This is a genomic window from Micromonospora sp. GCM10011542, from assembly GCF_042650685.1.
Taxonomy (GTDB): Bacteria; Actinomycetota; Actinomycetes; order Mycobacteriales; family Micromonosporaceae; genus Micromonospora.
In genome coordinates this window covers 253,748-279,623 of sequence record NZ_JBHSBO010000067.1, presented here as the reverse complement: position 1 = coordinate 279,623, position 25,876 = coordinate 253,748, and the positions used below count along the sequence as shown (strand labels likewise).

The following is a 25,876-nucleotide window of genomic DNA, read 5'->3' as shown; positions in this document are numbered from 1 at the left end:
CCGGAGCCGGCGAGGCTCCGGCCGCGGATCCACCTACTGCCGCGCGGGTACGGAGAACTCCTCGATCCGCATCACCGGGCGCAGGAACCGCTCGGCGCCGCCACGAGTGAATTCCTTGCGCAGGACGTCGCCGCCGTACAGGTTGCCGAGCGCAGCCATGATCATGCCCTGGTCGAGGGCCAGGTACCGCTTGGCCACGGTGCCACTGCGCACGGCCACCGCGTCGTAGAAGCCGCCGGGCCCGTAGCTGTCGAACTGGCTGCGCAGCCGCGCCAGCTCCGCCCGCGCCTCGGCGGGCGCGTAGCGCATGGCGAGGAACACCGCGTGCGGGGTCACCACACCATCGCCGTACGCGGCAGGCTGCGGCTGGGCGGGACGGCCCTCGCAGCCGGCGAAGCCGTAGTCGACGCTGGTGCGTTCCTGGTCGCTGGTGTAGCCGTTGGTGTCGAGCCCCATGGCGTCCACGCCGTACTCCCGGTAACCGCCCTGCGGGTCCGAGGCCGGCGAGAAGCCCCAGTGGCCGTACTTCGCGTCGTCCATGCCGTGCGCGATCTGGCCGCGTACGTAGACCGGGTGGTTGCGGCCCCAGCTGTCCGGGCCCCACTGCTCCTCGGGCACGAACATGTCCGGCATGAGCTCCTCGAACATGTCGCCGCCCCAGGTCGGCACGAACTGCAGGCCCTGATACCGGTAGGCGCCCTCGAAGACCGGCACGTCCAGGTACTCCCGCCACTGGCCGACCGGACGCATCTCCTGCCAGGACCAGTCACAGGTGTCGGGGAAGGTACGCCACGGCGCGAAGTAGTGCGCGGGCGGCACCTGGCCGAGGGCGATCGCCACGTAGCTGATCATCCGGGTCTCGCTGTTGAACGACCCGTACGTGTGGCAGGTGTAGTGGACGTCCGGGCCGCGGTGCTGGTAGTTGCCCGCGGTGGAACAGCCCGGGGGCGGCTCGACCCAGAAGCCGCCGCGCATCAGCCCGGCCGGGACGTCCGGGCCGCGCGCCGTCGAGTCGTAGAAGAAGGCGAAGTCCATGGCCCTGAGCAGCGGGTCGGACCTGTGACGCAGCTGCGGCACGGCGTTGTGGACGATCATCAGGGCCGCGGCGAGCCAGGCGTTGTCCACGCTGGACGCGAACGGGTAGACCGATGATCCGTCCTCCGGCCAGGTACGCAGCAGTTGCAGCGTGGACGGGTCGTACCAGTTGTAGTACATGCCGGAGTCGGGGTGCCGCTCCAACCTCGCGAGCGAGTCGAGGGCGCGCGAGATACGCCGCACCTGCTCGCGCTCGCCGATGACGTGCAGCTTGCGGGCCGCGACCGCCGACCAGATGTACGCCCCGATGTTGGTGGGCGAGGTGTACCGCGCACGGCTGGTGGGCGACAGGTCACCGCCGATGTTGTCCGCGGGCAGGCCGGTGGTCGGGTCGGCCATGGCGGCCATGGAGCGCCAGGTGTCGGCCGCCCAGGAGGCGGCCCCGGTGGGCGCGCCGACCCCGGCGGATGGTGGCGCGGCGGCGGCGCTGGCCGCGCCGGAGGCCGCGAGGGTGAGTGCGAGCGCCGCCGACAGGGCGACGCGGGCGGGACGGATCATGTGGCTACCTCCGGAGGTGGTTCCGGGCCGGCTACTTGAGGCCGGTGGTGGCGATGCCGCGGACGAAGTGCCGTTGCAGCAGGAGGAAGACGATCAGCACGGGCAGCACCACCACCACGGAGCCGGCGAGCAGCAGCCCGAACTTCGTCTGGTTCTGGCCCACGCTGAACAGGGCGAGGGCGACCGGGAGCGTGTACTTGTCCTCGGTCGTGGCCACCACGAGGGGCCACAGGAAACTGTTCCAGAAGGTGAGGAAGCTGAGGATGCCCAGCGCGGCGAGCGCCGGACGGCACAGCGGCAGGACGATACGCAGGAAGATGCGCAGCTCGCCGGCGCCGTCCACCCGCGCGGACTCGATCAGCTCGTCGGGGATGGAGAGCATGAACTGGCGCATCAGGAACGCCCCCAGCGCCCACGCCAGGAAGGGCAGCACCAGACCGGCGTACGTGTTGGTGAGGCCCATGTTGGCGACCAGCACGAACAGCGGCACGAAGGTCACCATGCCGGGGACCATCACCGATCCCAGCACCAGTCCGAACAGCGCCCTGCGGCCCGGAAAGCGCAGCTTGGCCAGGGCGTAGCCGACCGCCGAGCAGAACATCAGATTGCCGAGAGTGATCAGGATGGCGACGATCGCCGAGTTCAGGAAGTACCGGGGAAAGCTCAGCCGGGCGAACAGCTCCCGGTAGTTGTCGAGCGTCGGATGGTGCGGCCACCAGGTGGTGGGGACGAGCCGGATCTCACCCTCGGGCTTCAGTGACGACAGCAGCATCCACACGAACGGGCCGACCATGACCAGCAGCCCCACCACCAACAGGGTGTGCAGGACGATGCTGGCCACCCGGTCACGGGTACGCCGGGTCGAGCGCGGCCGCGCCGACTCGGGCGCCTCCGATGCTCGTTGCCCACGCTGGGATGCCCTCATCGAGGTCGACATCGGATCACCTTCCCTCGTCGGAGCGCAGCAGCCGGAACCACAGGATCGACATCAGCACGATCGCCAGGAAGAGGACGTAGCTCATCGCCGACGCGTAGCCGTAGTTGCCGAAGCCGAACTGGTTGTAGATGTGGTACGACACCGACAACGTCGAGTTGAGCGGCCCGCCCTGGGTCATCACCAGTGGCTCCTCGAAGAACTGCAGGTAGCCGATGGTGCCGATGACCCCCACGAAGAGCAGCGTCGGCCGTAGAGCGGGCAGGGTCACGTACCGCAGTTGCTGCCAGCCGGTCGCCCCGTCGATCCGCGCCGCCTCGTACAGCTCCTGTGGAATGGCCTGGAGCCCCGCCAGGAAGATCACCATCTGGTAGCCGAGGTTGCGCCAGGCGGCCATCACGATCAGCGACGGCAGCGCGAGCCGGGTGTCGTAGAGCCAGTTCGGCCCGTCCACGCCGACCAGTCGCAGCAGGCTGTTGAGCAGGCCGGAATCGGGTTGCAGCAGGAAGCGCCAGACCACGGCGATCGCCACGATGCTGGTCACGACCGGCAGGTAGTAGCCGACGCGGAACAGCGACCGGAACCGGGTCAGGCCCGCGTTCAGCCCGAGCGCGGCGGCCAGCCCGCACACCATCGTCAGCGGCACGCCGGCAAGCACGAAGATGGCGGTGTTCACCGCTGATTTGACGAACAGCTCATCGTTGAACAGCCGACTGTAGTTCTGGATGCCGACGACGTTGACGGCGAGTGGGTTGCGCAGATCTGCGCTGCGGAGGTCGGTGAAGCTCATCAGCAGCGACGCGATCACCGGTCCGGCCATGAAGACCAGGAAGAGGACGGTGAACGGCAGGGCGAAGCCCCAGCCGACAAGGGCCCGGCGGAGGCGCGGGACACCGCGCCCCCGCCGGGTGGTCGCGTCGGACGCGGCCGTGGTCATGTCAGGCCCCGGTGCCGATCGAGGTGGCCTGCTGCTGCATCGCCTTCGCGGCGTCCTCCGCCTTCACGCCCGTCTTGCACATCTTCTCGACCTCGGCGTCGATCGCCGCCGACACCTGCTCCCAGGTGGCGATGGTGGGCGGAGACTTGGCGTCCTCGAGCTGCCTGCCGAACGCCGACAGCTGCGGGTCGCCGCTGAGCGCCGGGTCGTCCCAGCCCTTCTTGACCGCGGGCAGGTCGTTGACCGTCTTGTACCACTTGGCCTGCACCTCGGGCCGGGACAGGTAGGAGACGAACTTCCACCCGCCGTCGCGGTTCTTGGCGTCCTTGAAGACCGCCAGGTCGCCGCCCCCGACGAACGACGTGCCCGACTGCTGGGTGGGCATCGGCCACAGGTCGTACTTGCCGGCGCCGCCCTGGTCCTTGAGGACCGAGATGTGCCAGGGGCCCGAGACGAACGCCCCGATCTCGCCCTTGACGAAGGCCGGTTCCAGAGAGCCCTGCGGCAGGTCCTTCGGGGCCAGCCCCTCGTCGAAGAAGGACTTGTAGTAGGCGAAGGCCTCGACCGCCTCCGGGCTGTCGAGGGTGAACTTGCCGTCCTTGGCCACATCGCCGCCGTTCTGCCACACGAACGGCATGACGGTCTGCCACGAGCCGGTCTGGCCGGGCTGGAGGTTGACGCCCCACTTGGCGCCGCCCTTGTCCTTGAGCGCCTTGATCGCCGACTTGAGCTCGTCCCAGCTCTTCGGAGGGGTGCTCACCCCGGCCTTGGCGGCGGCCGCCTTGTTCACGTAGAGCAGCCGCGTCTCCACGTACCAGGGCACGCCGTAGGAGGTGCCGTCGACGACCGTGGTGTTCCAGGCGCCCTCGTAGAAGTCGTCCTTCTTGACCAGGTCCGGCGGGGTCACGTCGAGCCCGCCGGTCTGGGCGAACTCCCCCATCCAGGTGGTGCCGATGAGGCTGACATCCGGCGTCTGCTTACCGGCGATCGCGGTGGCCAACTTGTCGTGTGCCCCGTCCCAGGGCACGGCGGTCACCGTGACCTTGGCGTCCGGGTTGTCCTTCATGAAGTCCTCGGCGAGCACCGAGAGCTTCTCGCCCTCGGTGCCCATCGCCCAGACGGTGATGTCGCCCGTCGCCTTGCCCTCCCCGACGGGCTTTGCCGTGTCCTGACCGCCTCCGCCGCCGTCGCGGCCGCAGCCGGCCAGCGCCAGCGCGGCCACCAGGGCCACCGCGACGCCCCTGCGGGTTCCTGACTTCATCACGAAACCTCCGTCTTGGCATGATGTCCGCCGGTCACGTCCGGCGGGCGGGTGCGGAAAACCAGGAATCTCCTCATGAGCCGAAACCGCCCGCCGCCGGGTTGGCCGGGCAGCCGCAGCTGCGGCGCAGGACGAGTTCGGTGGGCAGCACGACGTCGCGGGAGGCGGCGCGCTCGGGGTCGTCCACCGCGGTGAGGATCAGCCGGGCCGCCTCCGCGGCCAGCTCGCGGACCGGCTGGCGGACGGTGGTCAGCGCCGGATTGACCAGCGCGGCGACCGGGGCGTCGTCGAACCCGGTGATGACGACGTCCTGCGGCACCCGCAGGCCCCGACCGAGTGCTCCGACGAGGACGCCGAGTGCGATCTCGTCGTTGGCGCAGACCACGCCGCCGGGTCGCGCGTCGTGGTCGCGCAGGAGTTGCTCGGCGGCGAGCACGCCGTCGGCCTGCTGCATGCTCACCGCGATCGGCGCGGCCGGTGGAGTCACCCCCGCCGACCGGTGAGCCGCGAGGAAGGCGACCCACCGTTCGCTCACGTCGGGCGATCCCTCGGGATTACCTACGAACACCAGGTCGGTGAGCTCGTGGTCGACCAGCAGGTGACGGGTGAGCGCCGACATGCTGCCGGCGTTGTCGGCCCGCACCGACGGCACCACGCCGGGCCCCGTGCCGGCGACGACCACCACCGGCACGGTCTCAGCCAATCGGAGCAGGGCCAGCTCCGAGATCGTGCCGCCGATGACCGCGACGCCGTCCACCCGGCGGCCCATCTCCAGCACCTGCTGGTCGGAGTCGGAGCGCAGATGGGTGCAGAGGATGTGGACACTGGCGCGCGAGGGTACGGCCTCGGACTCGAACCCCTGGATCAGCTCGGTGAAGTACGGACCGGACAGGCCTGGGAACACCAGACCGAGGGCGCCGTGCCGCCCAGCGGCCAATGCACGGCCGAGATGGTCGGGGCGGTAGCCGTGCTTCTCGATCGCCTCCAGCACCCGGCGGCGCATCTCCTCCGACACCTGGCCGGTGCCGTTGGAGACCCGGGAAACGGTCGCGACCGAGACACCGGCCAGCCGGGCGATCTCCCGGACGGTGAGCCGACTGTTGCCCATGAATCCTCGATCCGTAACCTGCGGTCGACAGAAACCGGTTTCAGGCGACCATATGCAGGTACGTCGAAGTTCACAAGTGTCCGGTCCACAATCTCCGGTGAGCGGAACTCTGCCCGGTATGTCGATGGCACCAGAGGTGCGGAGGCGGATGCCTCGGCGGCAGCCAGGAGTGAGCCGACAGACGGCGCGGCACGTCGAGACGCATGCAGCTCAATCGCCGGTGCCTCGACGTCAAGAGGACGGGGCTTGGAGCAGCAGACGGCGCACTCAGCCGCCGGGGACCTGCCCTACGTCGTTCCCGCCGGACCGGCGACCGTACCCGCGCCGTCCTGCCCGGTTACTCCGGCACGGCCGGCGCGACGGGGGTCGACGCCGGTCGAGCGGCTGCCGGCCAGCTTCTGCAGGTGCCGCATGGCCGCCTGAGAGGTGGGATCGGAGGCCGGGATCAGGACGTTGAGCGTCTGATCGCCGTCCTCGATCGTCCGCACCGCCTCGACGTGCAGCCGGATCGGGCCGACGACCGGATGCTCGATCACCTTCGAGTCGACGACCGCCTTCTTCGCCACGTGCCGATCCGACCACAGTTGGGTGAAGACCTCGCTCTTCGCGCCGAGTTCCTCGACGAGTTCCGCCGTCCGTTGGTCGTACGGGTGGCGGCCGTAGTCCATCCGCAGCATGCCGACGAGACCGGCTGCGGCGGCCCCCCAGTCACGGTGGATGGTCCGCGCCTTTTGGGAGAGCAGGACCCAACGAACCGCATTTCTCTCACGTGCCGGCATCGCGTTGAAATCGTGTATGAGAAGACGCGCGGTCGGATTCGCGGCGAGAATGTTCGTCCGTCGGCCAAGCAGGACGGCGGGGACTGCGCCGAGCGATTCCATGAGGCGGAGCATCCCGACGCGTACCCGTTGCGTCTCCGGCGGGTGCTTCGGGCGCGTGTCGCGCCGGGCCAGGTCGAACATGTGCTCGCGGGCGGCGTCGTCCAGGCACAGCACGTCGGCGAGGGCGTGCAGGACGTTATCCGACGGCGCCTCCCGTTTGCCCTGCTCAAGCTTGATATAGTAGTCGACGCTCACGCCGACCCGCTGCGCCACTTCCTCGCGCCGCAGCCCACGGACACGGCGCGACGGCGCGGATCGCAGGTCGCCGCTCGTCGGCACGACAGCGCCTCGTCGCGCGCGCAGGAAAGATCCCAGAGTGAGGTCGTGCACCACTTGAACCCGTTCTTGTCAGAGCACCACTTGACCCGCCCTCAGCAGAATTGCTCGGCAATTCTACAAGGTGGTACTGGCAGTCCCAGGAAGGACAGGCCCACCCAGGTCGGGCCGCCGACGTTGTCGCCCTGCTTTCCTTGCACGGGGGCAACTGAGGCGGAAGAAGGCAGTCAGTCGATGATGTGGTCGAAAATGCGACGGCGCCGGTCGGCGCGGCTGGCGGACGACCGCCGCACCGATACCCCCGCGCCAGCCGTCCACACCCGGTGAGGCGAGCTTGAACCCGGGCGCCGCTGGCGAATTGTCCTACGAGCGCGGTCAGGAGGTGCCCGGCATGGATCGTTCCGAAGCGCCGACGTGGTCGTTGATCGGCCGTGACGAGGAGCTCGCGGTTGCCCGCAGGTTCCTGCGCCAGGCGACGGTCAACGGCGGGTCGATGGTGGTGTCCGGGGAGCCCGGGGTGGGCAAGACGGCACTGCTCGACGCGGTCGCGGAGTGTGCCACGGAGACGGGGATGCGCGTGCTCCGCGCGGCCGGGGTGGCGTTCGAGGCGGACATCAGCTACTCCAGCCTGAACCAGCTGCTGTTCCCGCTCTACGACGCCTTCGCCGAGCTCCCGCCCGTGCACCGTGAGGCGCTCCGGGTGGCGCTCGGATTCGGCGACGGCCAGCCGCCGGACCGGCTGCTCGTGTCCAACGCGGTGCTGCTCCTGCTTCGTTCCATGGCCACGGTCCGGCCGCTGCTGCTGATCGTCGACGACCTCCCCTGGGTCGACCGGTCCAGTTCGGCGGTGCTCGGGTTCGTCGCACGCCGGCTGGTCGGCACCAGCGTGGGCTTCCTGGCCGCGGCCCGGTCGCACACCGCGAGTTTCTTCGAGCAGGGTGGAATCCCCGAACTCGAGCTGCAGCCCCTGCGGCCGGATGCTGCCGGCGAACTGATCAGCCAACGTTTTCCCGAACTCGCCCCGGCGGTCCGGCGACGGTTGCTCTCCGAGGCTCGCGGGAATCCGCTCGCCCTCCTGGAGCTGCCCTCCGCGCTGAGCGGGCCGCAACGTCTCGCCGCGGCCTCCCTGCCCGCCGTCCTGCCGTTGACCCGACGGCTGCAGACACTCTTCGCGAGGCGGGTGGCCGACCTGCCCGAGGCTTGCCGCCGGCTCATGCTGCTCGGCGCGTTGGACGGTACGGGCGACCTCGGCGTACTCCTCGATGCGGCGAGCGACCACGACCTTGACGATCTCGAACCGGCCGAGCGCGACCAGCTGGTCCGGGTCCGCAGCAGCACCCGCCGCTTCGCCTTCCGGCATCCCCTGATCGAGTCGGCGGTCGTCGAGGTGGCCACCAGCGGCGAACTGCGCTGGGCACACAGCGCCCTGGCCCGCACGCTCGTCGGGCAGCCGGAGCGCAGGGCCTGGCACCTCGGCGAGGCGGCGGTCGGGCCGGACGAGCGGGTCGCCGCTCTGCTGGAGCAGGCCGCGCACCAGATCCTGCGCCGCGGTGACGCCGTGGGTGCGGTCGCGTCGTTGACCCGGTCGGCCGACCTGACCCCGGATCCCGTGGACCGCGGTCGACGGCTGGCGCAGGCCGCCTATATCGGCGCCGACGCCGGCGGTGAACTCACCAACGCCTCGCGACTGCTCGACGACGCTCGGCGGGCCAGTCCGGGCGGCTCGTTGTACGCCACCACGGCTACCGTGCACCTGCTGCTCAACAGCGACGGAGACGTCCGGACCGCACACCGGCTGCTGGTCGGCGCCATCGAGGCGGGGGGCCATGGCTACGACGCCGACGACGAAGCCCTGATCGAAGCGTTGCGCACGCTCCTGCTCGTCTGCTTCTTCACCGGTGAGCCCGCCAGGTGGGAGCCGTTCTTCGCCGCGCTCAACCGGCTGACGCCCCGGGCGCCCGAGCTGCTCGAGGTGGCGGCCGCCACCTTCAGCGACCCGGCCCGCAGGGGGCATGCGGTGGCCGGCCGGCTCGACGCGCTCGTCGCCGGTACGAGCGTCGAGGTCGACCCGACGGAGATCGTCCGCATCGGCATCGCCGCGATCTACCTGGACCGGCTCGGCGGCTGCCGAGAGGCCGACTGGCGAATTGTCCGGCTCGGTCGGGAGGGCGCCGCGCCGGCTCGCCGCCACCTCGGCGCGCTGTTGCACCTCTGCATGGACGACTACCACAGCGGGCGGTGGGGCGAGGCCGCGGAGCTCGCGGACGAGGGCTGCCGACTCTGCGACGAGCACGGGTTCGGGTTCTTCCGCTGGTACTTCCAGTACATCCAGGCGCTGCTCGCCGCCGCGCGAGGAGACGCCGAGGCCAGTGATGCGTTGACCGAACGCATGCTGCGCTTCGCGGTGCCCCGCGGTGCCCGGGCGGCGGAGTTCTACGCCTACCACGTGCGGGGGCTCAACGACCTGGCCCGAGGTGACTTCGAGAGCGCGTACCAGCACGCCACGCTGCTCAGTCCCGCGGGCACGCTCGCGCCGTACGTACCGCACGCGCTGTGGGGTTGCCTGGATCTGGTGGAGGCGGCGGTCCGTACCAACCGGTTTCCCGAGGCCGCGGCGCACGCCGCCAGCCTCAGGGAGGCGGAGCTCGCCGGGTTGTCGCCGCGACTCGCGCTGCTCAGCGCGGCGGCGTCCGCCCTCGCCGCCCCGGACGACCGTGCCGAGGAACTCTTCGAGGTGGCGTTGGCGCTGCCCGACATCGAGCGCTGGAGATTCGATCTGGCGCGGGTGCGGCTGGCGTACGGGGAGCGGTTGCGCCGCATCAGAGCGACGGCGAAGTCCCGGACCCAGCTCCGGATGGCTCTGGCCACCTTCGAGCGGCTGGACGCCCGGCCGTGGGTCGAACGCGCGAGCAACGAGTTGCGTGCCACCGGCCTCGCGAAGCCGAGGAACGAACCACACCCCGCCGTGCTCACCCCGCAGGAACGGGAGATCGCGGAACTGGCGGCCTCCGGTCTGACGAACAAGCAGATCGGCGAGAAGCTGTTCCTCTCGCACCGGACGGTCGGCACTCACCTGTACCAGATCTTTCCCAAACTGGGCATCACGTCCCGGGCCGCGCTCCGCGACGCGCTCGCGGCGCTGGACGGGGTTGCGCCCGGGGAGGTCGGAGAGGCACCCGCACCGTAGTGGCCGGACGATGCCGTCAGGTCCCGGAGCCATGTCTCACGCCGACGTCTCGGTAGCTTCCGTCAGCTGCTTCAGTCGCAGCAGCGCGTCCTGGTGGGCGTAGTAGAGCTCCTGCGCCTGGGCGTTGCGCATTACCACCGTCGTCAGTTCGCGCTCGACCTTCCTCGCGATCACCCGGGTGCCCGGCGGCACCGGGACGAGGAACCACTCCTGGTAGATGCTCATGTCCGGCGAGGAGCCGATCCACCCGAACCGGATGTCGGGCTCGTACTCGGACAGCACGGCCTCCAGACGGATCCCGTACATCTCGATCTCGAACGCGGCGCCCAGAAAGATGCCGCTCGGGACGTGCGCACGTCGTACCTCGGGAAGCCAGGTGGGCCACCGTGGGACGTCGACCAGGTGGGCGTACACCCGTTCGGGCGACGCGGCGATGGTGGTCTCGCCGTGCATGGAGGATTCCGCGCGGGGAGCTGTGAAATCCGTTGAGCGGTAGCTGTCCCTGCGTGCCCAGGACACGCCGCGGCCGGCCGGTGTGTGAAGCATGTCGTTCTCCCGTTCCCGTTACCTCCGGCACGCACTGATCGCGCGGGTGCCGAAACCCTCCGCACCTTGCCTGACCCAGCCTGTCCGGAATGGCTCGCCGGGTGACCGGTCAAACGACTTGGCGGATGACTGGCCTTCCGACGGGACGGGCCTTCAGTCATGTGACAGATGCCGTCGCGGGCCTCGGTGCCGGACTCTGGTGATCACCGCAGACGCTCAGGGAAAGGGAACACACATGCCGTACATCACGGTGGGCGAAGAGAACAGCACGGCGATCGAGCTGTACTACGAGGACCACGGCAGCGGTCAGCCGGTCGTGCTGATCCACGGTTTTCCGCTCAGCGGGCACTCGTGGGAGAAGCAGTCGGCTGAGTTGCTGCGGGCCGGCTACCGGGTCGTCACGTACGACCGTCGCGGCTTCGGCCAGTCCAGCCAGACCACCCTCGGGTACGACTACGACACCTTCGCCGCGGACCTGAACGTCCTCATGGAGACGCTCGACCTGACCGACGCCGTACTGGTCGGCTTCTCCATGGGTACCGGTGAGGTCGCCCGGTACGTGGGCCGCTACGGGTCGTCGCGGCTCGCGAAGGTGGCCTTCCTCGCCTCGCTGGAGCCGTACCTGCTCAAGACCGACGAGAACCCGACCGGCGCCGCGCCCCGGGAGTTCTTCGAGGGCATCGCCGAGCAGGTGCGCAAGGACCGGTACGCCTACTACACGGCCTTCTACGCCGACTTCTACAACCTCGACGAGAACCTGGGCAGCAGGATCAGCGAGGAGGCCGTCCGCAACAGCTGGGCCGTCGCCGCCAGTGGCGGCTGGTACGCGGCCGCCGCCGCCCCGATGACCTGGTTCACCGACTTCCGGGACGACATCCGCACGATCGACGTTCCGGCGCTGATCCTGCACGGCACCGCCGACCGCATCCTGCCGATCGACGCCACCGGACGCCCGTTCCACGAGGCGCTCCCCCGCGCGGACTACGTCGAGATCGACGGCGCGCCCCACGGCCTGCTCTGGACCCACGCCGACGAGGTCAACGAGGCGCTGCTCGCCTTCCTCGCCAAGTGACGGCCTGAGGAACGGCTCACATGGCGGGCGGGCAGACCGCGATCGCGCTCCCGCCCGCCCGCCCGCCCGCCATGGTCGCACCACGGCCGCGCGTAACTCGCGTCGCGCCGCCGCTTCCCCGACTTCGGCCGCCCGACGGGCGGCTGATCAACTGACCCACAAGGAGCAACCAACCATGTACGCCGCTGTCGCCACCGCGGTCGACGCCCCGTTGTCGCTCGTCGAACGTGACGTGCCCACTCCCGGACCCGGCGAGGTCCTGGTCCGGATGACCGCCTGTGGGGTGTGTTTCACCGACCTGAACCTGCTCCGCGGCCACTTTCCGTTCGCTCGTTTCCCCGTGGTGCCGGGCCACGAGATCACCGGTGTCGTCGAGGCGATCGGAGCGGGCGTCACCTTCCCGACGGTCGGTACGGCGGTGGGGGCGCAGTTCCTGGCCGACTCGTGCGGGCACTGCGACTACTGCGTACGGGGTGACCAGATCCTCTGCCTGGCAAAGCGGATCACCGGTATCGTCGTCGACGGTGGGTACGCCGACTACGCGGTGTTGAAGGCGGGGTTCGTGACGCCGCTGCCGGCCGGACTGGACCCGGTCGCGGCGGCACCGCTGATGTGCGCCGGCATCACGGCGTTCAACGGGCTGCGGCAGGCCGGGACCCGCCCGGAGTCGCGGGTGGCCGTCATCGGCTCCGGCGGCATCGGCGCACTGGCGATCCGCTACGCCACCGCGATGGGTGCTCGCGTCGCGGTCCTCGGTCATTCCCGCCGCGCGGAGGAGCAGGTGCTGTCGCTGGGCGCGGAGCGCTTCATCGTGTCCGGCGAGCAGGACCCCGCCGCGGCGCTGAAGGACTGGGACGGGGGCGCGAACGTGATCCTCAACGCCGCGCCCACCACCGCCGCCGCGGCGGCCGCGTTCGGCGGGCTCGCCCCCGACGGCACGCTGGTGCTCTGCGGCTACGACAACACCCCGCTGAGCCTGCCCACCCAGCCGATGGTCCTCAACCGGCTGCACGTGATGGCCAACCCGTCCGGGTCGCCACACGACCTCCGCGACACCCTCGCCTTCTCCGCCGCGCACGGGATCCTCCCCGAGATCACCCGCATCTCCCTCGACCAGGCGCCGGCGACCCTGGCCGCCATGGCGTCGGGGACCGCGCACGGCCGCAACGTCATCGTCTTCTGACCACCCACGGTCAGCATCGAGCATCGAAGGGAAGACATCCCATGTCCGTCGTACTGATCACCGGTGCCTCCAGCGGCTTCGGCGCGCTCATCGCCCGGGCGCTCGCCCGCGCCGGCCACACCGTCTACGCCAGCATGCGTGCCACCGCCGGCCGCAACGCGGCGGTGGTCGCCGAGGCCGCCGTCTTCTCCCGCGACAACAACGTCGACCTGCGCACCATCGAACTCGACGTGCAGTCGCAGGAGTCGGCCGAAGCCGCCGTCGCCGAGATCGTCGCCGAGCACGGTGCGCTCGACGTCCTGATCCACAACGCCGGGCACATGGTCACCGGGCCGACCGAGGCGTTCACGCCCGAGGAGATCGCCCACGTCTACGACATCAACGTCCTCGGCACCCAGCGGGTGAACCGAGCCGCGCTGCCCAGCATGCGTGCCCGCCGCAACGGTCTCGTGGTCTGGATCGGTTCGAGCAGCACCCGGGGCGGCACCCCGCCGTACCTGGGCCCGTACTTCGCGGCGAAGGCCGGCATGGACGCCCTGGCCGTCAGCTACGCCGCCGAGCTGGCCCGTTTCAACATCGAGACCAGCATCATCGTGCCGGGCTCCTTCACCCACGGCACGAACCACTTCGCCAACAGCGGCCGCCCGGCGGACGAGGCGACCGTCGACGCCTACGAGGAACGGTACGCGGGCCTCATGGAGCAGGTCTCGCAGCGGCTGGCGGAGCTCGCGCCGCCGGACGCCGACGTCGCCGAGGTGGCTGCGGCTGTCGTGCGGGTCGTGGAGGCGCCGCACGGCAAGCGGCCGTTCCGGGTGCACATCGACCCCGCCGACGACGGTTCCGAGGTCGTCAGTGTGGTCGCCGACCGGATCCGCACCGAGTTCCTCAGGCGCATCGGCCTCGACGACCTGCTCCACCCGCACAACTGATGGACAGCGCGGATGCGATCGACGTGAGGGACGCGGCGGCCGAACTGGCCGACGTCCGCGCGGCGGTGGACGCGGCTCAGGCCGCGTACCCCGGCTGGGCGGCGACCGACGCGGAGACGCGCCGGTCGCTGCTCCTGGGCGCGGCGGACCTGCTCGAGCGGCACACGGAGGCGCTGGCCGGCATTCTGCGTCAGGAGACGGCAGGCAGCCGTGCGTGGGCGGAGTTCAACATCCGCCTGGCCGCCGGCCAGCTACGGCAGGGCGCGGCGATGGCGACCCGACCGGTCGCGCAACTCCTCTCCACCCACGTGCACCGCGCGACCGCGGTCCGCCAGCCGGCCGGCGTGGTCGTGTCGTTCGTGCCGTGGAACGGTTCGATGGTCCTCTGCGCCCGCGCGATCGCCCTGGCGCTGGCCGTCGGCAACACGGTGCTGATCCGGCCCAGGGCGGCGCCGATCACCTCCGGGCTGATCCTCGCCGACGTGCTCGCCGATGCCGGGCTGCCGACCGGCGTCGTCAACGTGGTCACCAACGCCGGGGCGGACGCCTCGGCGGTGGTCGAGGCACTGATCGCCGACCCCCGGGTACGCCGGGCCACCTTGACCGGGTCGACCTGGGTCAGACGGGTGGTCGGGCGGCCCGCCGGCGAGCACGTCCGCCCGACCGCGGAGTCGGACGGCACGAGCCCGGTCCTGACACCCGAGGCCGCGGGCGTGGGAGCGGCCGGCTGAGCGGGGCAGCCACGCGGTTCCCGAGCGAGCACACCGCCGGGCCCGCTGCGCCCGCTGGCGCGGTCATCGACGGTGACCGCGCCGGCGGGTACGGGACGAGCCGCTGCCTCACGCTCCCTGGCGCCAGCCCTGGGTGCCTCCGCCGGGGCCGTCGACGGGTCGGAGAACACCGCGGCCACCGTCCTGGCTGATGTCACCCGTCGCCCCGGCGCCACCGGGTCCGGTGCGCCCGGCGGCTTTGCGGCGCCGTACCGCGGCGGCTCCGGCCGCTCCCGCCGCGAGCAACGCCGCCATCAGTGGCCATGGAGTACGACGACGAGCCGGGGTTTGCTGCTTCTTCGGAGTACGACGACGAGCCGCGGCTTCTTGGGGCCGCCTCAGGTAGCTCTGCGCTCTCATTTCCTCATTGTCGCCACCCGCGCCGGCCCATGGAGGCGAAATCATCGCCTGCGAATGCCCCGACCGGCGATCCGGCGTTCCCGTCAGGACGATGCAAGCTCCACTCGCCGCCCCTGGCCATACTCGTCCGCATCGTCATCCGTGACGACAGCTGCCACCAGCGGCGTGTGAATCTCGACGAGAGTTTCCGGCACCGCGCGATGATGACCTGCCCTCGTCGCTCCGCTCATGTTGCGGTATCGGGAGATCGAGTCGCCGCTGCCGAGCCCGACAAGCCGTTGACGAACCGCTGGCCTGCGTATCGAGCGAGCACCTGAACCACGTGGTCTGGTGACGCACGCAGCGAGTCCAGCGACAGCAGGATGATGGAGGACCGGCCGTCGACCCTGTTCTGATATTCCGCGACGGCCCCCAGATCGGCGTCGGCCGATGGCACCAACAGCAGTCGCGGCGCGCCGGCACCGTCCAACGTCCCCTGATATGGCTCAAGTATCAACGCGTCGATCGACGCCCATGGCACGGACCGGTCGAGGCCTGCCACGCGCAGCCGGACTCCCGACCCATCCAGCGTGATCGGCGCGGGACGGAACGAACTGGCAAGACTGGCAAGAGCACCCAAGGCCATGATCAGGCCGACAACCAGGAGAGCCGCGGAGCCCACCGGCACAAGCAGGATTCTCAGCTCCCACCCGTTCTGGGAAGCCCAGATGATGCCGAGGCCGCCCAAGAGGAAGAAGGCGGTCCAGAACAAAGGGGGACGACGGCGGCGAAGCTCCATGGAGATCTCCACAGATTGGGGGCAGATGCTCCTTGGCCAATGGTCCCGGAGCAAGATCGCGCAGAACCTAGCAGTTGGTTTCCGGGATGACAACTGCTCATGCACCTGCAGGGTGGCGGTGCGGCGGCGGGCCTTCGGTGGGTGGTCAGTCAGGGCAGTATCTCGACGTACCCGTCGCTTCCGTGCACGCGGATCCGCTGCCCGTCGCGAATCAACCGGGTGGCGTCCACGACGCTGACGACAGCCGGCAGGCCGTACTCCCGTGCGATCACCGCGCCGTGGGTCATCGGTCCTCCGACCTCCGTCACCAGGCCCGCGATGGCGACGAAGAGGGGCGTCCAGCTCGGGTCCGTGTGGGCCGTGACGAGGATGTCGCCCGGTTCGAGATCGGCCTGGGCGATGTCCAGGATGACGCGGGCCCGCCCCTCGATGGTCCCGGCGGAGACCGGTACGCCCACCAGGGCGCCGGTCGGCACGTCGTCGCGCCGGTACGCCCCGCCGACGACCTCGCCATCGGAGGTCAGCACCCGCGGCGGCGTCAGCGCCTGGTACGACCGGAACGCCTCCTTGCGCTGCTGGATCAGCGTGTCATCCACCTGGTGCGAGCGCACGACGTCGTTGAACTCCTGGAACGTGAGGTAGAAGACGTCCTCCCGCTCGGGGAGCACGTTGGCCCGCACCAGGCGCTCGGCCTCCTGGAGCAGGGCCTGCTTGTAGACGAAGTAGCGGCTGACGATGTCGTACTTCGGGTACTCCCGGTAGCCGATGAACGTGCGGACCCGGTCGATCATCCGCTTGGTCTCGTCGGCCTTCCGCACCCCGTCCGGCAGGGCCCGCAGGCGCACCAGCACCTCCTGTGCCTTCTTCTGCGCCTCCTGCCGTCCCTGCTCGAAGCGCCGCCTGGCGGCACCCGGCTCGAAGTTCCGGACGTTGTCGAGGAGCACGGGCACGAGCGTGGAGGGACGCTCGCGCCAACGCGGCCTCGTGATGTCGATCTCGCCGACGCAGCGCATGCCGTACCGGTCGAGGTAGGCCTCGATGGCGTCGCGCGCCTCGGTCCCGCCCGCGAGCTTTGGCAGCTCGTCCAGGAAGCCCTCGTCTTCGACGCCCCGCAGGAACGCCACCACCTCCGGATGCGGGCGGATCACGTCCGCGACGTCGAGCAGCGCCAGCCCCATCTCCGACGTGACGTTGCCGGGAGCGGACAGCGTGAGGGTGTCGGCCGCGTTCTTCTCGCCCAGCCACTCCCGCAGCCGGTCGTTGAGCCACCAGGTGGCGTCCATCCCCGCCATGATCGCCTGGATGTTCAACGGATCACTGAGGACCCGCTTGTGCTCCTGGAAGGCCTCCAGCAGGAAGTCGAACAGTGCCGGTCCGGTCAACGTGGCGATGTCGCGCCGGAGGGCGGCGATGGACGCCTGGCTGCGCTCCACCAGCTCGGTGACGATGGCCGGATCGGTCTCGATCGGGGCGGACGCGCCGCCGACCGGCGGGCCGCCGGAACCGACGTCCGGGAGCGACGGGACGAAGTCGCCGCGGTCGAGGATCGTCTCCAGCGCGTCCCTGGTCAGCGGATCGGACCGCCCCGCCAGTTCCAGGAAACCGGCGCGACTCGCGGGCGAGGCCAGGTGCCGGGTGACGTCGACGAACAGCCTCCCGCCGGCCTCGTGCATCGACGCCATGGCCGTCAGCTGCCACATGGAGAACCCCAGTGGCTTCATGGGGTCGGTCATCATCTGCTGGTGACCGACGGAGAGGTAGACGTGGTTCTCCCGATCGGGGGCCACGGGGATGGGGAAGAGCGTGGTGATCGGCCGGCTCTGCACGATGTGGAAGTCATCGTCGAGCAGGCACCATTCGATGTCCTGCGGGCGGCCGACTTGCGCTTCGATCCGCCGCCCGAGCCGCACGAGCCGCACGACCTGCGCATCCGTCAGCGCCGGCTGCTCCTGCCGCTGCGGTTCGATCGCCACTTCCCGCGTACCGCCACCCGGCAGGGCGTGTACGGCACGCTGCTTGGCGGCGACCGCCCTGGCGACGACCTCGCCGTCGCGCACCGTGAAGACGTCCGGGTTCACCCGGCCGGACACCAGGGCCTCGCCGAGGCCGAAGCTGGCGTCCACGGTGGCGACCTTCCGGTTGCCCGTGACCGGGTCGGCCGTGAACAGGATGCCGGCCGCGTCCGGAAAGACCATCTGCTGTACGACCACGGCCATCTGGACCTTCCGGTGGTCGAAGCCGTTGCGCAGGCGGTAGGTCACGGCCCGCTCGGTGAACAGCGACGCCCAGCACCGGCTGACGTGCTCAACGATCGCCGCCGGCCCCACGACGTTGAGGTACGTGTCCTGCTGGCCCGCGAACGAGGCCGTCGGCATGTCCTCTGCCGTCGCACTGGATCGCACGGCGTAGGCGGCCTGCTCGCCGGACTGGACGAGCGCGCCGGTGATCGCCGCCGCCACATCGCCCGGGATGGCGATCCCCTCGATGGTCCGGCGGACCTCCGCGCTGAGCGAGCGGATCGCCTCCCGGTCGTCCGGTTTCAGGCGCGACAGCCGGTCGAGCCGGTCGTCGATCGACGGCGCTTCCGCCATGATCCGCCGGAAGGCGGCCGTCGTGACGCAGAAGCCAGCCGGTACGCGGATGCCGTCGATCCGCGACAGCGCGCCCAGGTGCGCGGCCTTGCCGCCAACGATCGCCACCTGCGTCTCGTCGACCTCTTGAAGATCCAAAACGTACCGCTCGTTCACCGCGATACCTCCGAGGCAGCCGATCCCGTCAGCGGTTCGAAATCGCCACGTCCCCCGTACATCGACAACACACCCACGTCGCGCCCCCCATTGCCTCGTCGGTGCTGGTCCGGCCGCCGATTCTGCGGCAGGACCCGGGTCTTGCCGCAAGCCCCCCTGTGCGCTATACGTTAGAAGTGGCAGGGAGTAGATCTCCCTGCCTTTGCTCTTGTCGTCCGCCGCGGGCTGAGATCGTCATGAACCCTGCCGCGCTTCCGACCGACCCGTCGTGTCACGCACCGATCGGGCACGGTGCCGGGTCCGTCATCGGAGTGGGAGGCTGCACGGGTGGGACTGGACAAGAAGGTCGCGGCTCGGCTGGCCGATGCGCGCCTGATGGAGTGGCGACGCCTCGGCCATGCCGAGTGGCGCGCAATGCTCGATGACAAGGAGCTACGCCAGGTCGTCGGCGAGGACGGCCGGCAGTACAGCGTGGTCAGTTGGGCCCTGGATGACGGCGACGGGCGTATCCGCATGTCGGTAGCCGTGGACGACGGCGGCTGGTCCGCACTCGTACCGCTGGTGCGAGACGTGACCATGGATCCGGTCGGCAGTTGATGCTCCGTCCCGAAGGAACGCTCACAACGTCATCAGACCCGGGGATCGGGCCTCTCATCAACGTCGACGCAAAGGTGCAACGCGTCGATACCAGCATCACCCAGAGGAACCACCGAGGCTGCCGTCGCCTGCAACCCGTTACAAGACATCGCTCACTTCAACTCGGCCCTGACCGTCATGGAGCCGGGACCGAAGGCGGTCGAACGCATCGTGTTGGGGTAGGACGCCATTGGCGTCCTGCAGGACGTAATCCTGGAAGCTGCCCATACCTCCCCGGTACATCTTCAGGATGGTGTCCAGCACGGCCTCCCGTGCCGACTTGTCCCCCTAGGCGTCGTCGAGAGCGCGCGCGAACCGCCGCATCCCTTCGCAGACCGGCCCTCCGCCCGGGGCCGCGAGCGCCAGCTCGGAGATCTCCCACACGATCGTCCGAACAGGATCAGGGTCTGCTTCGTGAGGGGCCACGCGTCCACCACCTTTGTTCCAGGGTCCTTGGCAAGGCTCCACCAGGGTGTGACCAACGAGAGGCGACCCACGCCGGCGTTTCAGCCACGGCGGGAGGCTATCCCAGCTCCACTACGTCAGCCACCGACGTCGCCTCTGCGATCCATTCCTCCCACGACAGCCCGTGCTTCTCGGCCAGACACCGGGCGCGGTAGAGCCGCGCGCATGCGCAGCAAAGACCCTCGCAGGTCTCGACGGCTGAGCGCGACCGCCGGGTACTGACGTCCCTCGCTGCCCTCTCGCCTGCCTGGCGCCTCATGACCCCCTGCCGCTCGGGTGCGACAAGCGGGGGTCAGGCCAGCGCCGCTGGCAGGACGAGGAGGGCGAAACGGAGCACCCGCCCGAGTAGGCACGCGACGGCGAACTCCCAGTGCCGAAGGCCCGCGGTGCCGGCGGCGAGGCTGACTACGGCCAGCGGTGGAACACCGACCGCGGCGGAGACGAGCACCGTCGGTAGGGCGGTGCGGCGGCGGGAAAGCCAGCGCCGGATGCGCCCGGCCCAACGGGCGTCCCGGGCCGCCGCGCGACCTGAACGACTTCGATGCGTGAGCTTCTGGGCCAGCCGCCCCGTTCCGCGACGCGCGGCTTCGAACAGGAGCAGTTTGCCGGCGGTCTGCCCGCACGCCAGGGCGAGGACGGCGACCAGAGCGTGGCCGCCGCGATGTCCGGCGACCACCGCGTAGGCTTCGGCATTCACGACCGGGACGAGGGCCGAGGCGAAGCCATACCCGAGCGCCACCGCCGCCTCGGCGAGCCCGTTCATGTTCGGTCGTCCCGTTCGAGCAGCCGGATCACCGCCGCGGTTGACCACAGCTTGACCGCGACGACGGCGACGGCGACGGTCAGCGCGAGCCGGTACTGCCCGAACGTGATGGCGCCGACAACCCCGGAGGTGTTGGCGGCCTTGGCGAGCGGCGACCAGTTCAACGCCCAGACCCGCCGGTCGACCAGGTAGAAGTAGTTGGGGCTGATCACGGGCCAGCACAGGAACGCCAGCGACAGCATGGTGTCCAGCACCAGGAACGAGAGCAGGAACACCAGGGCCACGGCCGCGACGTCGGGCACGAGTGAGACCAGACCCACGCAGAGCACGGCGGTGCACGCGCGGTCGCTCACGATATCGAGGACGGCCCCCGCCCGGGTCTCCTGTCCGAGCCGGCGGGCGGCCCAGCCGTCAAGCACGTCGCCGAGCCAGTAGATGCCGTACGCCACCGCCAGCAGTCCCACGGAGCCGGCGACAATGGCGGCGACCCCGACGGCGACAGCGGCGACCGTGCGGACGGCGGTGATGTAGTTGGGAACCGTACGGAGAGGGCCGACGCTGATGGCGGCGCGGGGGTCAGCAAGAGTCACCTCTGCAGCGTCGTGTGGTGAGCGTCCCGGGCGGAACGTGCCGCGGTGCCGACCTGGTCGCGGGGGCGGCACCGGGGTGCCGGCCGATCTGGTACCGGGGTACCTGGCCGATTTTCGGGCTGGTCGCCGAGACTGTGCAGGTGAGGACCATGAACCGGGAATGGTTGCGCGACCCCGAGCGCGTACGCCGGCTCGTTTACGGCGCGGCGGGCTCGATCATCGCCGTCGTCGTCACGACCGTCGAGGGGGGCCTGTCCGTGCCGGCGGGCTGGGCGCGGCTGGTGCTGCCCGTCGGCCTCGGGGCCGTGGCGCTGCGGCCCCGCTACCGGGCCCTGGTCTTCGCGGTCTGCGCCGGGTTCGTGGCGATGGTGAGCACCGGAGAGTCGGTGCAGTTGGGCCTCGCCGCGGCCGGCCTCGTGTTCCTCTCGACCTGCGAAGACCCGGCGCGGCGCCCTTGGCTGGCATGGGTCATCGGCTTGACCGGCGCCGCCGGCGCCCTCGCTGTCGCGCTGCTGGACCAGCGTGGGCTGTACGAGCAGCCGATCGTCTTCGTGACGGCCGGCTACCTCCTGGCGGTCCTGTTCCGATCATGGTCACGCGGCTACGCCCTCACCCGGGAGGCCGGCGAGCTGCGCGGCCAGGCGGCCTGGCTCGAGCAGCGCACGAACCTGGCCCGCGAGCTGCATGACGTGGTCGGCCACCACGTCACCGCGATGGTGGTCCAGGCCGAGGCGGGCCAGCTCAGTGCCGACCCGGGGGCGGCGCTGCGGGCGATCGCGGACAGCGGACGCACCGCACTGAGCGAGCTCGACACGCTCGTCGTGCACCTGCGCGACCCGGACGCGGCGATCGCGGTGAGCGCGCCGCCACGCCTGTCCGACATCGACGAGCTACTCGCGCAGCCGCTGCGCCAGCAGGGCGTGACGGTGCAGGTACGTCTGGACCCCGAGCCGGGCCTGGACGAGGTCGGCGTGTTGACCGTCTACCGCATCGCCCAGGAGGCCCTCACCAACATCGCCCGCCACGCGAAAGCCACGGCCGCCTGCGTCGAACTGGTCCGCATCGGCGACCGCGCCTGCCTGCGGGTCAGCGACGACGGCATCGGGCCGCCCCCCGCACCCACGCGCGGCTCGGGCCTGCTCGGCATAGAGGAGCGCGTGCGCGCTCGCGGTGGGAGCTGGAAGCTGAGCCAGCGACCCGGCGGCGGCACCATCGTGCAGGCCAACCTGCCGGTGGCGCAGCCATGATCCGTGTCGCGATCGCCGACGACCAGCAGCTGGTCCGCGACGGCTTCAGCCTGATCCTGCGTTCCCAACCCGACATCCACGTCGCGGCTGAGGCCGCCGACGGCCGGCAGCTCCTCGACGCCGTGCGTCGCGACTCCCGCATCGACGTCGCCCTCGTCGACATCCGCATGCCGGTACTCGACGGCCTGCAGGCCACCCGCGAGCTGGCTGCGATCCCGCACGCCCCGGCCGTGATCGTCGTAACCACCTTCGACGACGACGCCTACGTCCTGGACGCCATCGCCGCCGGCGCGCGCGGATTCCTGCTCAAGCGGGGCAGCGCCCGCGACCTGATCGCCGCAGTGCGCACCGTCGCGGCCGGGGAGGCCATCCTCTCGGCCGAGGTCACCGGCGCCGTCCTCGACCGGGTACGCGCGACCGGGCCGGCCACCCGGGTGGAACTGGAGGCCTACCAGCTGACCGCTCGGGAGACCGACGTGCTCGCCCTGATCGGTGCCGGACTCAACAACACCGAGATCGCAGAACGCCTCTACCTCTCCATGAGCACCGTCAAGACCCACGTCACCAACGTGCTGGCCAAGACCGGCAGCCGCGACCGCGTACGAGCCGCCATCCTGGCGATCCAGGCCGGCCTTGCACCATGACAAGAACCTTGATGGACGTACGAAGTCCTCCCACCCCTGTCGGCAGTGGGCGAGCGTCGTAGGTGGCTGGCACGCTGGGCCCATGATTCGAGGGACGTTGATTGCCGAGAGCCTGCGCCCATCTACCGACCTTCGAGTGACATGGCTCTGCATTGTCCGGGTTCGACGTGAGGACGTATCGAAGTCGGCCTCGGATGCGCAGCCGATGGTGTGGACCCTCCTCGACTTCGAGGCGGCGGACGAGGCCGCCGATGAGATAGGGCGCGCGCTTTCCGAGTCGCTGGCTCCCGACGGCGGCTGGTACGCCGACTTCAGCGTTGGCGACGACCGGGTGGTGGTCTTTTCCGACCGGGTGTTCCGCTATCGACGAGACGACCGAGCAAGGCGAGCGGAGGCCGTCGAGTACGGCCGGACGGTGGGCGTTCCGGAGCACCAGTTGGACTGGAGCGACTGATCTGGAAGCAACATCCACGTGGTTCCCAGACGGGCACGGTCGAAGCCGCTGGCTTCAGCCCTGGTCCGCTCCGATACCTGGCAGGTCGAGATAGGCCAGCAGCCGCATGACTCCGGCAAGGTGTTGCAGGTCGTGCCAGAGCACCGGCGGGTCGTCCGCCGGACGGCGCAGCAGCGCACGCAGTTCGGCAAGGTCGTCGCTGGTCTGCCCGACGTCGATTCCCGCTGCCGGGTCGTTGCCGACCTCGAACGCGGCCCGCAGGTCGACGTTCCAGTAGGGGTCGACACCGACGCGAGACAGATCGATTTCCGCTCCGAACCGCTCCTCCACCGCGTCCAGCAGCATTCCGCACACCTCGCGAAGGTTCTGAACCCTCAGCAGGTCGGCCACGTCCACCACCCTCCGACAACGCCCGTAGAGAACGACTGCGGTTGCTGTACTTCGCTGCTGTATGACAGCAGAACGGCCACCTCCCGTTTCCGGGAAATGGCCTTTGACCTGCGTGGGCGATACTGGGATCGAACCAGTGACCTCTTCGGTGTGAACGCGGTTGCGGTGCATTGTCTGCTGTCATCGGTTGTCATCCGGTGCCTATCAGTTCGGCTGCGACCCCGCCTGCGGTCGCGACTTGTCGACGGCAGGCAACGCGCTCGCTGCCTTATTGCTGCCTTCAGAGTGGTCGACCTCCGACGACCTGATTACGGCCTGGCGAGCGCGAGGAGGACGCCGCGCTGCCGGTGAGCTGGCGGCGATGGACTCCTGTGATTCAGCGCGCGCGGCGGTAGTGCATGGCCACCGCGCCGTTGCGGAGCGGCTTCGCCGAGAGCAGCTCGAGCTGGCGCGTGCCGGGCAGCCCGCCCTGGTACAGCGTCGGGCCGTGGCCGGCGATCCTGGGATGGACGAGCAGCTTGTACTCGTCGATCAGGTCCAGCCGGTCGAGCTCGGTCGCGAGCTTGCCGCTTCCGAGGAGGACCCCGGCCGGGGTCGCGTCCTTGAGCTTCTGCACGCCCTCGCGCAGATCACCGGTGATGTGGTGGCTATTGGTCCACGGGAAGTCCTTGCGCGTCGACGACACCACGTACTTGGGTTTGGCCCCCAGCTTGACCGCCCACTCGCGCATGGCCGGCGGCGCCTCCTCGTCGCCGCGGGCGACGGCCGGCCAGTAGCTCTCCATCATCTCGTAGGTGACGCGACCCCACAGCATTGCCCCGCCCTCGTCCATGAGACGGGTGAAGAAGGCGTGCGTCTCGTCGTCGGCAATCCCCTCCTGGTGGTCGACGCAACCGTCCAGGGTGAGGTTGAGGCTGAAGGTGAGGAGTCCCATGGCCGGCGAGTCTAACGCCACTCCACCGCCCGTCGGCGCTCATCAACTCTCGGAGCGGCGCTCCGCCACGGCGGCGTCGAACCAGTCCCGCAGGTCCTCCGCAGCCGGCGGGGTGCGCGGGTCCGCCGGGTCGGGGTTGCGCAGGTGGTAGACCTTCCCCATGAGCGGCCTCAGCGAGCTGATCGGCTCGAGGTCGTGGCCACGCCCGGCCAGCACCGGCTGACCCTCATACACGTATCCCCGGGTTTCCCCGTGCCCCACCTGCCAGCTCAGCCCAGGTACGGCGTGGCGGACGCACTCCGCGGCGTAGAACGCGACCGCGTCGATCAGCGTGAGGGACTCGTCCGACCAGATGTGCGGGGCGAGGAGCGCACTCCGCCCGTACCACATCGGCAGGACGGCGTCCGTCGGGCGTTGGAAGACGCTCCCACTCTCGAGGATCACCTTCTCCCGGGGAGCATCGGCGGGGCGCAACTCGAGGCGTCCGATGGCCCAGCCCCAGATCGGGGCCAGGCTGTCGCGGGAATGGTCGAGCCGTTGCGGCCTGCCGGTGCGGGCGGCCTGGTCGTGCAGCCAGGCGAGCCGTTCGTCTCCGGGGGCCAGGTAGCGCCGCAGGAAGTCCTCGTCGGACCCGGCCGCGGTGCTGAGGACCATCCCGGCAGGCGTCCGGTCGTCCTCGTCCGACGAGATCATGTCGAGGAGCTCGCCGAGCGGCGCGCCGGTGACATCGCCCTCCTCGACGACGAACCGACCGCCGGTCGCCTGCGCCACCTCCTGCAGCACCTCGACGACCCGCGTCACCTCGGCCCGGAATCCGGCGGCCGGCAGCAGGGGGAGGGCGTCCCAGATCGAGACGACCAGCTCACTGACGCCCGTCTTGCCGGGGTGCACGAACCACTGCGTGCCGAGCCGCTCCCCCTCCCAGACCAACTCGGCGTACTCCCCGCCGGCGACACCCTCGTGGAGATCCGGATCGTCACCGAAGACCCTGCTGAGCAGGGCGACCACGGTCGCCCTGCTCAGCTCGGCCCCGGACGGGATGACACCCATTTCCAGGCTCACTGCAACTATGCCCCGCTCGGTGCGTGGATCGTGAAATCGATGTTGTTGTTCTTCAGGCACTCCAACAGCGGAGGGCGGACTATGGGCAGCGGCGTCCAATATTGAGGGACAGTGCCGGGCCCTGTGCGC

The 25,876-nt window shown here is 70.1% G+C and carries 24 protein-coding genes; 9 read left to right on the top strand and 15 right to left on the bottom strand.

What is annotated here, in order from left to right; all coding sequences use genetic code 11:
• Positions 1 to 33: 33 nt before the first annotated feature.
• The 6 genes from ACFOW4_RS29330 to ACFOW4_RS29305 all read right to left on the bottom strand — a co-directional run bounded on the left by ACFOW4_RS29330 (position 34) and on the right by ACFOW4_RS29305 (position 7,047).
• The gene (locus ACFOW4_RS29330; protein ID WP_377533525.1) at positions 34 to 1,593 is read right to left on the bottom strand and encodes a glucoamylase family protein; all 1,560 of its coding nucleotides are present in this window, start codon (positions 1,591 to 1,593) and stop codon (positions 34 to 36) included.
• A 31-nt stretch (positions 1,594 to 1,624) separates the two neighbouring features.
• On the bottom strand, positions 1,625 to 2,530 hold the full coding sequence (locus tag ACFOW4_RS29325) for a carbohydrate ABC transporter permease (protein ID WP_377533524.1): 906 nt from the start codon (positions 2,528 to 2,530) through the stop codon (positions 1,625 to 1,627).
• Between the two features lie 4 nt (positions 2,531 to 2,534).
• A complete protein-coding gene (locus tag ACFOW4_RS29320; protein ID WP_377533523.1) occupies positions 2,535 to 3,464 on the bottom strand; it encodes a carbohydrate ABC transporter permease in 930 nt (309 codons plus the stop codon).
• A 1-nt stretch (position 3,465) separates the two neighbouring features.
• Complete coding sequence (locus tag ACFOW4_RS29315; protein ID WP_377533522.1) at positions 3,466 to 4,725, bottom strand: sugar ABC transporter substrate-binding protein; 1,260 nt, start codon at positions 4,723 to 4,725, stop codon at positions 3,466 to 3,468.
• A 73-nt stretch (positions 4,726 to 4,798) separates the two neighbouring features.
• Entirely contained in the window at positions 4,799 to 5,833 is a 1,035-nt protein-coding gene (locus ACFOW4_RS29310) for a LacI family DNA-binding transcriptional regulator (protein WP_377533521.1), read from the bottom strand.
• Positions 5,834 to 6,120: 287 nt separating this feature from the next.
• A complete protein-coding gene (locus ACFOW4_RS29305; RefSeq protein ID WP_377533520.1) occupies positions 6,121 to 7,047 on the bottom strand; it encodes a helix-turn-helix transcriptional regulator in 927 nt (308 codons plus the stop codon).
• A gap of 334 nt (positions 7,048 to 7,381) precedes the next feature.
• On the opposite strand from ACFOW4_RS29305, the gene ACFOW4_RS29300 reads away from it, so the two are divergent.
• The gene (locus tag ACFOW4_RS29300; RefSeq protein WP_377533519.1) at positions 7,382 to 10,177 is read left to right on the top strand and encodes an AAA family ATPase; all 2,796 of its coding nucleotides are present in this window, start codon (positions 7,382 to 7,384) and stop codon (positions 10,175 to 10,177) included.
• Between the two features lie 36 nt (positions 10,178 to 10,213).
• Here the strand turns inward: ACFOW4_RS29300 and ACFOW4_RS29295 are convergent, their stop codons facing one another.
• Positions 10,214 to 10,630, bottom strand: a complete 417-nt coding sequence (locus tag ACFOW4_RS29295) for an SRPBCC family protein (protein WP_377533518.1) — start codon at positions 10,628 to 10,630, stop codon at positions 10,214 to 10,216.
• A 328-nt stretch (positions 10,631 to 10,958) separates the two neighbouring features.
• Here ACFOW4_RS29295 and ACFOW4_RS29290 point away from each other — a divergent pair, with 328 nt between their 5' ends.
• From ACFOW4_RS29290 to ACFOW4_RS29275, 4 genes are all read left to right on the top strand, one after another.
• Positions 10,959 to 11,795 carry an alpha/beta fold hydrolase gene (locus ACFOW4_RS29290; RefSeq protein ID WP_377533517.1) on the top strand — a complete coding sequence of 279 codons (837 nt, stop codon included), beginning with the start codon at positions 10,959 to 10,961 and terminating at the stop codon, positions 11,793 to 11,795.
• 175 nt (positions 11,796 to 11,970) lie between these two features.
• Positions 11,971 to 12,978 (top strand): alcohol dehydrogenase catalytic domain-containing protein, encoded by a 1,008-nt coding sequence (locus ACFOW4_RS29285; RefSeq protein ID WP_377533516.1) that lies wholly within the window; start codon positions 11,971 to 11,973, stop codon positions 12,976 to 12,978.
• A gap of 41 nt (positions 12,979 to 13,019) precedes the next feature.
• The gene (locus ACFOW4_RS29280) at positions 13,020 to 13,907 is read left to right on the top strand and encodes an SDR family NAD(P)-dependent oxidoreductase (RefSeq protein ID WP_377533515.1); all 888 of its coding nucleotides are present in this window, start codon (positions 13,020 to 13,022) and stop codon (positions 13,905 to 13,907) included.
• Positions 13,907 to 14,638 carry an aldehyde dehydrogenase family protein gene (locus ACFOW4_RS29275; protein WP_377533514.1) on the top strand — a complete coding sequence of 244 codons (732 nt, stop codon included), beginning with the start codon at positions 13,907 to 13,909 and terminating at the stop codon, positions 14,636 to 14,638. Before ACFOW4_RS29280 ends, ACFOW4_RS29275 begins: the two co-directional genes overlap by 1 nt.
• 625 nt (positions 14,639 to 15,263) lie before the next feature.
• Here ACFOW4_RS29275 and ACFOW4_RS29270 read toward each other — a convergent pair.
• Both ACFOW4_RS29270 and rph read right to left on the bottom strand, forming a co-directional pair.
• Entirely contained in the window at positions 15,264 to 15,815 is a 552-nt protein-coding gene (locus ACFOW4_RS29270; RefSeq protein WP_377533513.1) for a hypothetical protein, read from the bottom strand.
• A 149-nt stretch (positions 15,816 to 15,964) separates the two neighbouring features.
• Positions 15,965 to 18,562, bottom strand: a complete 2,598-nt coding sequence (gene rph, locus ACFOW4_RS29265; protein ID WP_377533512.1) for a rifamycin-inactivating phosphotransferase — start codon at positions 18,560 to 18,562, stop codon at positions 15,965 to 15,967.
• 375 nt (positions 18,563 to 18,937) lie between these two features.
• Between rph and ACFOW4_RS29260 the strand changes: the two genes are divergently transcribed.
• Positions 18,938 to 19,159 (top strand): hypothetical protein, encoded by a 222-nt coding sequence (locus ACFOW4_RS29260; RefSeq protein WP_377533589.1) that lies wholly within the window; start codon positions 18,938 to 18,940, stop codon positions 19,157 to 19,159.
• Between the two features lie 138 nt (positions 19,160 to 19,297).
• Here ACFOW4_RS29260 and ACFOW4_RS29255 read toward each other — a convergent pair whose 3' ends face one another.
• The 3 genes from ACFOW4_RS29255 to ACFOW4_RS29245 form a co-directional block, all read right to left on the bottom strand.
• Positions 19,298 to 19,462 (bottom strand): DUF6966 domain-containing protein, encoded by a 165-nt coding sequence (locus tag ACFOW4_RS29255; protein ID WP_377533511.1) that lies wholly within the window; start codon positions 19,460 to 19,462, stop codon positions 19,298 to 19,300.
• 493 nt (positions 19,463 to 19,955) lie between these two features.
• On the bottom strand, positions 19,956 to 20,426 hold the full coding sequence (locus tag ACFOW4_RS29250; protein WP_377533510.1) for a VTT domain-containing protein: 471 nt from the start codon (positions 20,424 to 20,426) through the stop codon (positions 19,956 to 19,958).
• Complete coding sequence (locus tag ACFOW4_RS29245; RefSeq protein WP_377533509.1) at positions 20,423 to 21,016, bottom strand: CDP-alcohol phosphatidyltransferase family protein; 594 nt, start codon at positions 21,014 to 21,016, stop codon at positions 20,423 to 20,425. Before ACFOW4_RS29245 ends, ACFOW4_RS29250 begins: the two co-directional genes overlap by 4 nt.
• A 149-nt stretch (positions 21,017 to 21,165) precedes the next feature.
• Between ACFOW4_RS29245 and ACFOW4_RS29240 the strand changes: the two genes are divergently transcribed.
• The 3 genes from ACFOW4_RS29240 (at position 21,166) to ACFOW4_RS29230 (ending at position 23,361) form a co-directional block, all read left to right on the top strand.
• The gene (locus tag ACFOW4_RS29240; protein WP_377533508.1) at positions 21,166 to 22,263 is read left to right on the top strand and encodes a sensor histidine kinase; all 1,098 of its coding nucleotides are present in this window, start codon (positions 21,166 to 21,168) and stop codon (positions 22,261 to 22,263) included.
• Positions 22,260 to 22,907 carry a response regulator gene (locus ACFOW4_RS29235; RefSeq protein WP_377533507.1) on the top strand — a complete coding sequence of 216 codons (648 nt, stop codon included), beginning with the start codon at positions 22,260 to 22,262 and terminating at the stop codon, positions 22,905 to 22,907. The genes ACFOW4_RS29240 and ACFOW4_RS29235 overlap by 4 nt, the downstream gene beginning before the upstream one ends.
• A gap of 82 nt (positions 22,908 to 22,989) precedes the next feature.
• A complete protein-coding gene (locus ACFOW4_RS29230) occupies positions 22,990 to 23,361 on the top strand; it encodes a hypothetical protein (protein WP_377533506.1) in 372 nt (123 codons plus the stop codon).
• A gap of 54 nt (positions 23,362 to 23,415) precedes the next feature.
• Here the strand turns inward: ACFOW4_RS29230 and ACFOW4_RS29225 are convergent, their stop codons facing one another.
• The 3 genes from ACFOW4_RS29225 to ACFOW4_RS29215 form a co-directional block, all read right to left on the bottom strand.
• Positions 23,416 to 23,751, bottom strand: a complete 336-nt coding sequence (locus tag ACFOW4_RS29225) for a hypothetical protein (protein ID WP_377533505.1) — start codon at positions 23,749 to 23,751, stop codon at positions 23,416 to 23,418.
• A gap of 376 nt (positions 23,752 to 24,127) precedes the next feature.
• Complete coding sequence (locus ACFOW4_RS29220; RefSeq protein WP_377533504.1) at positions 24,128 to 24,685, bottom strand: dihydrofolate reductase family protein; 558 nt, start codon at positions 24,683 to 24,685, stop codon at positions 24,128 to 24,130.
• Positions 24,686 to 24,727: 42 nt separating this feature from the next.
• A complete protein-coding gene (locus ACFOW4_RS29215; RefSeq protein WP_377533503.1) occupies positions 24,728 to 25,735 on the bottom strand; it encodes a hypothetical protein in 1,008 nt (335 codons plus the stop codon).
• Between the last annotated feature and the right edge of the window lie 141 nt (positions 25,736 to 25,876).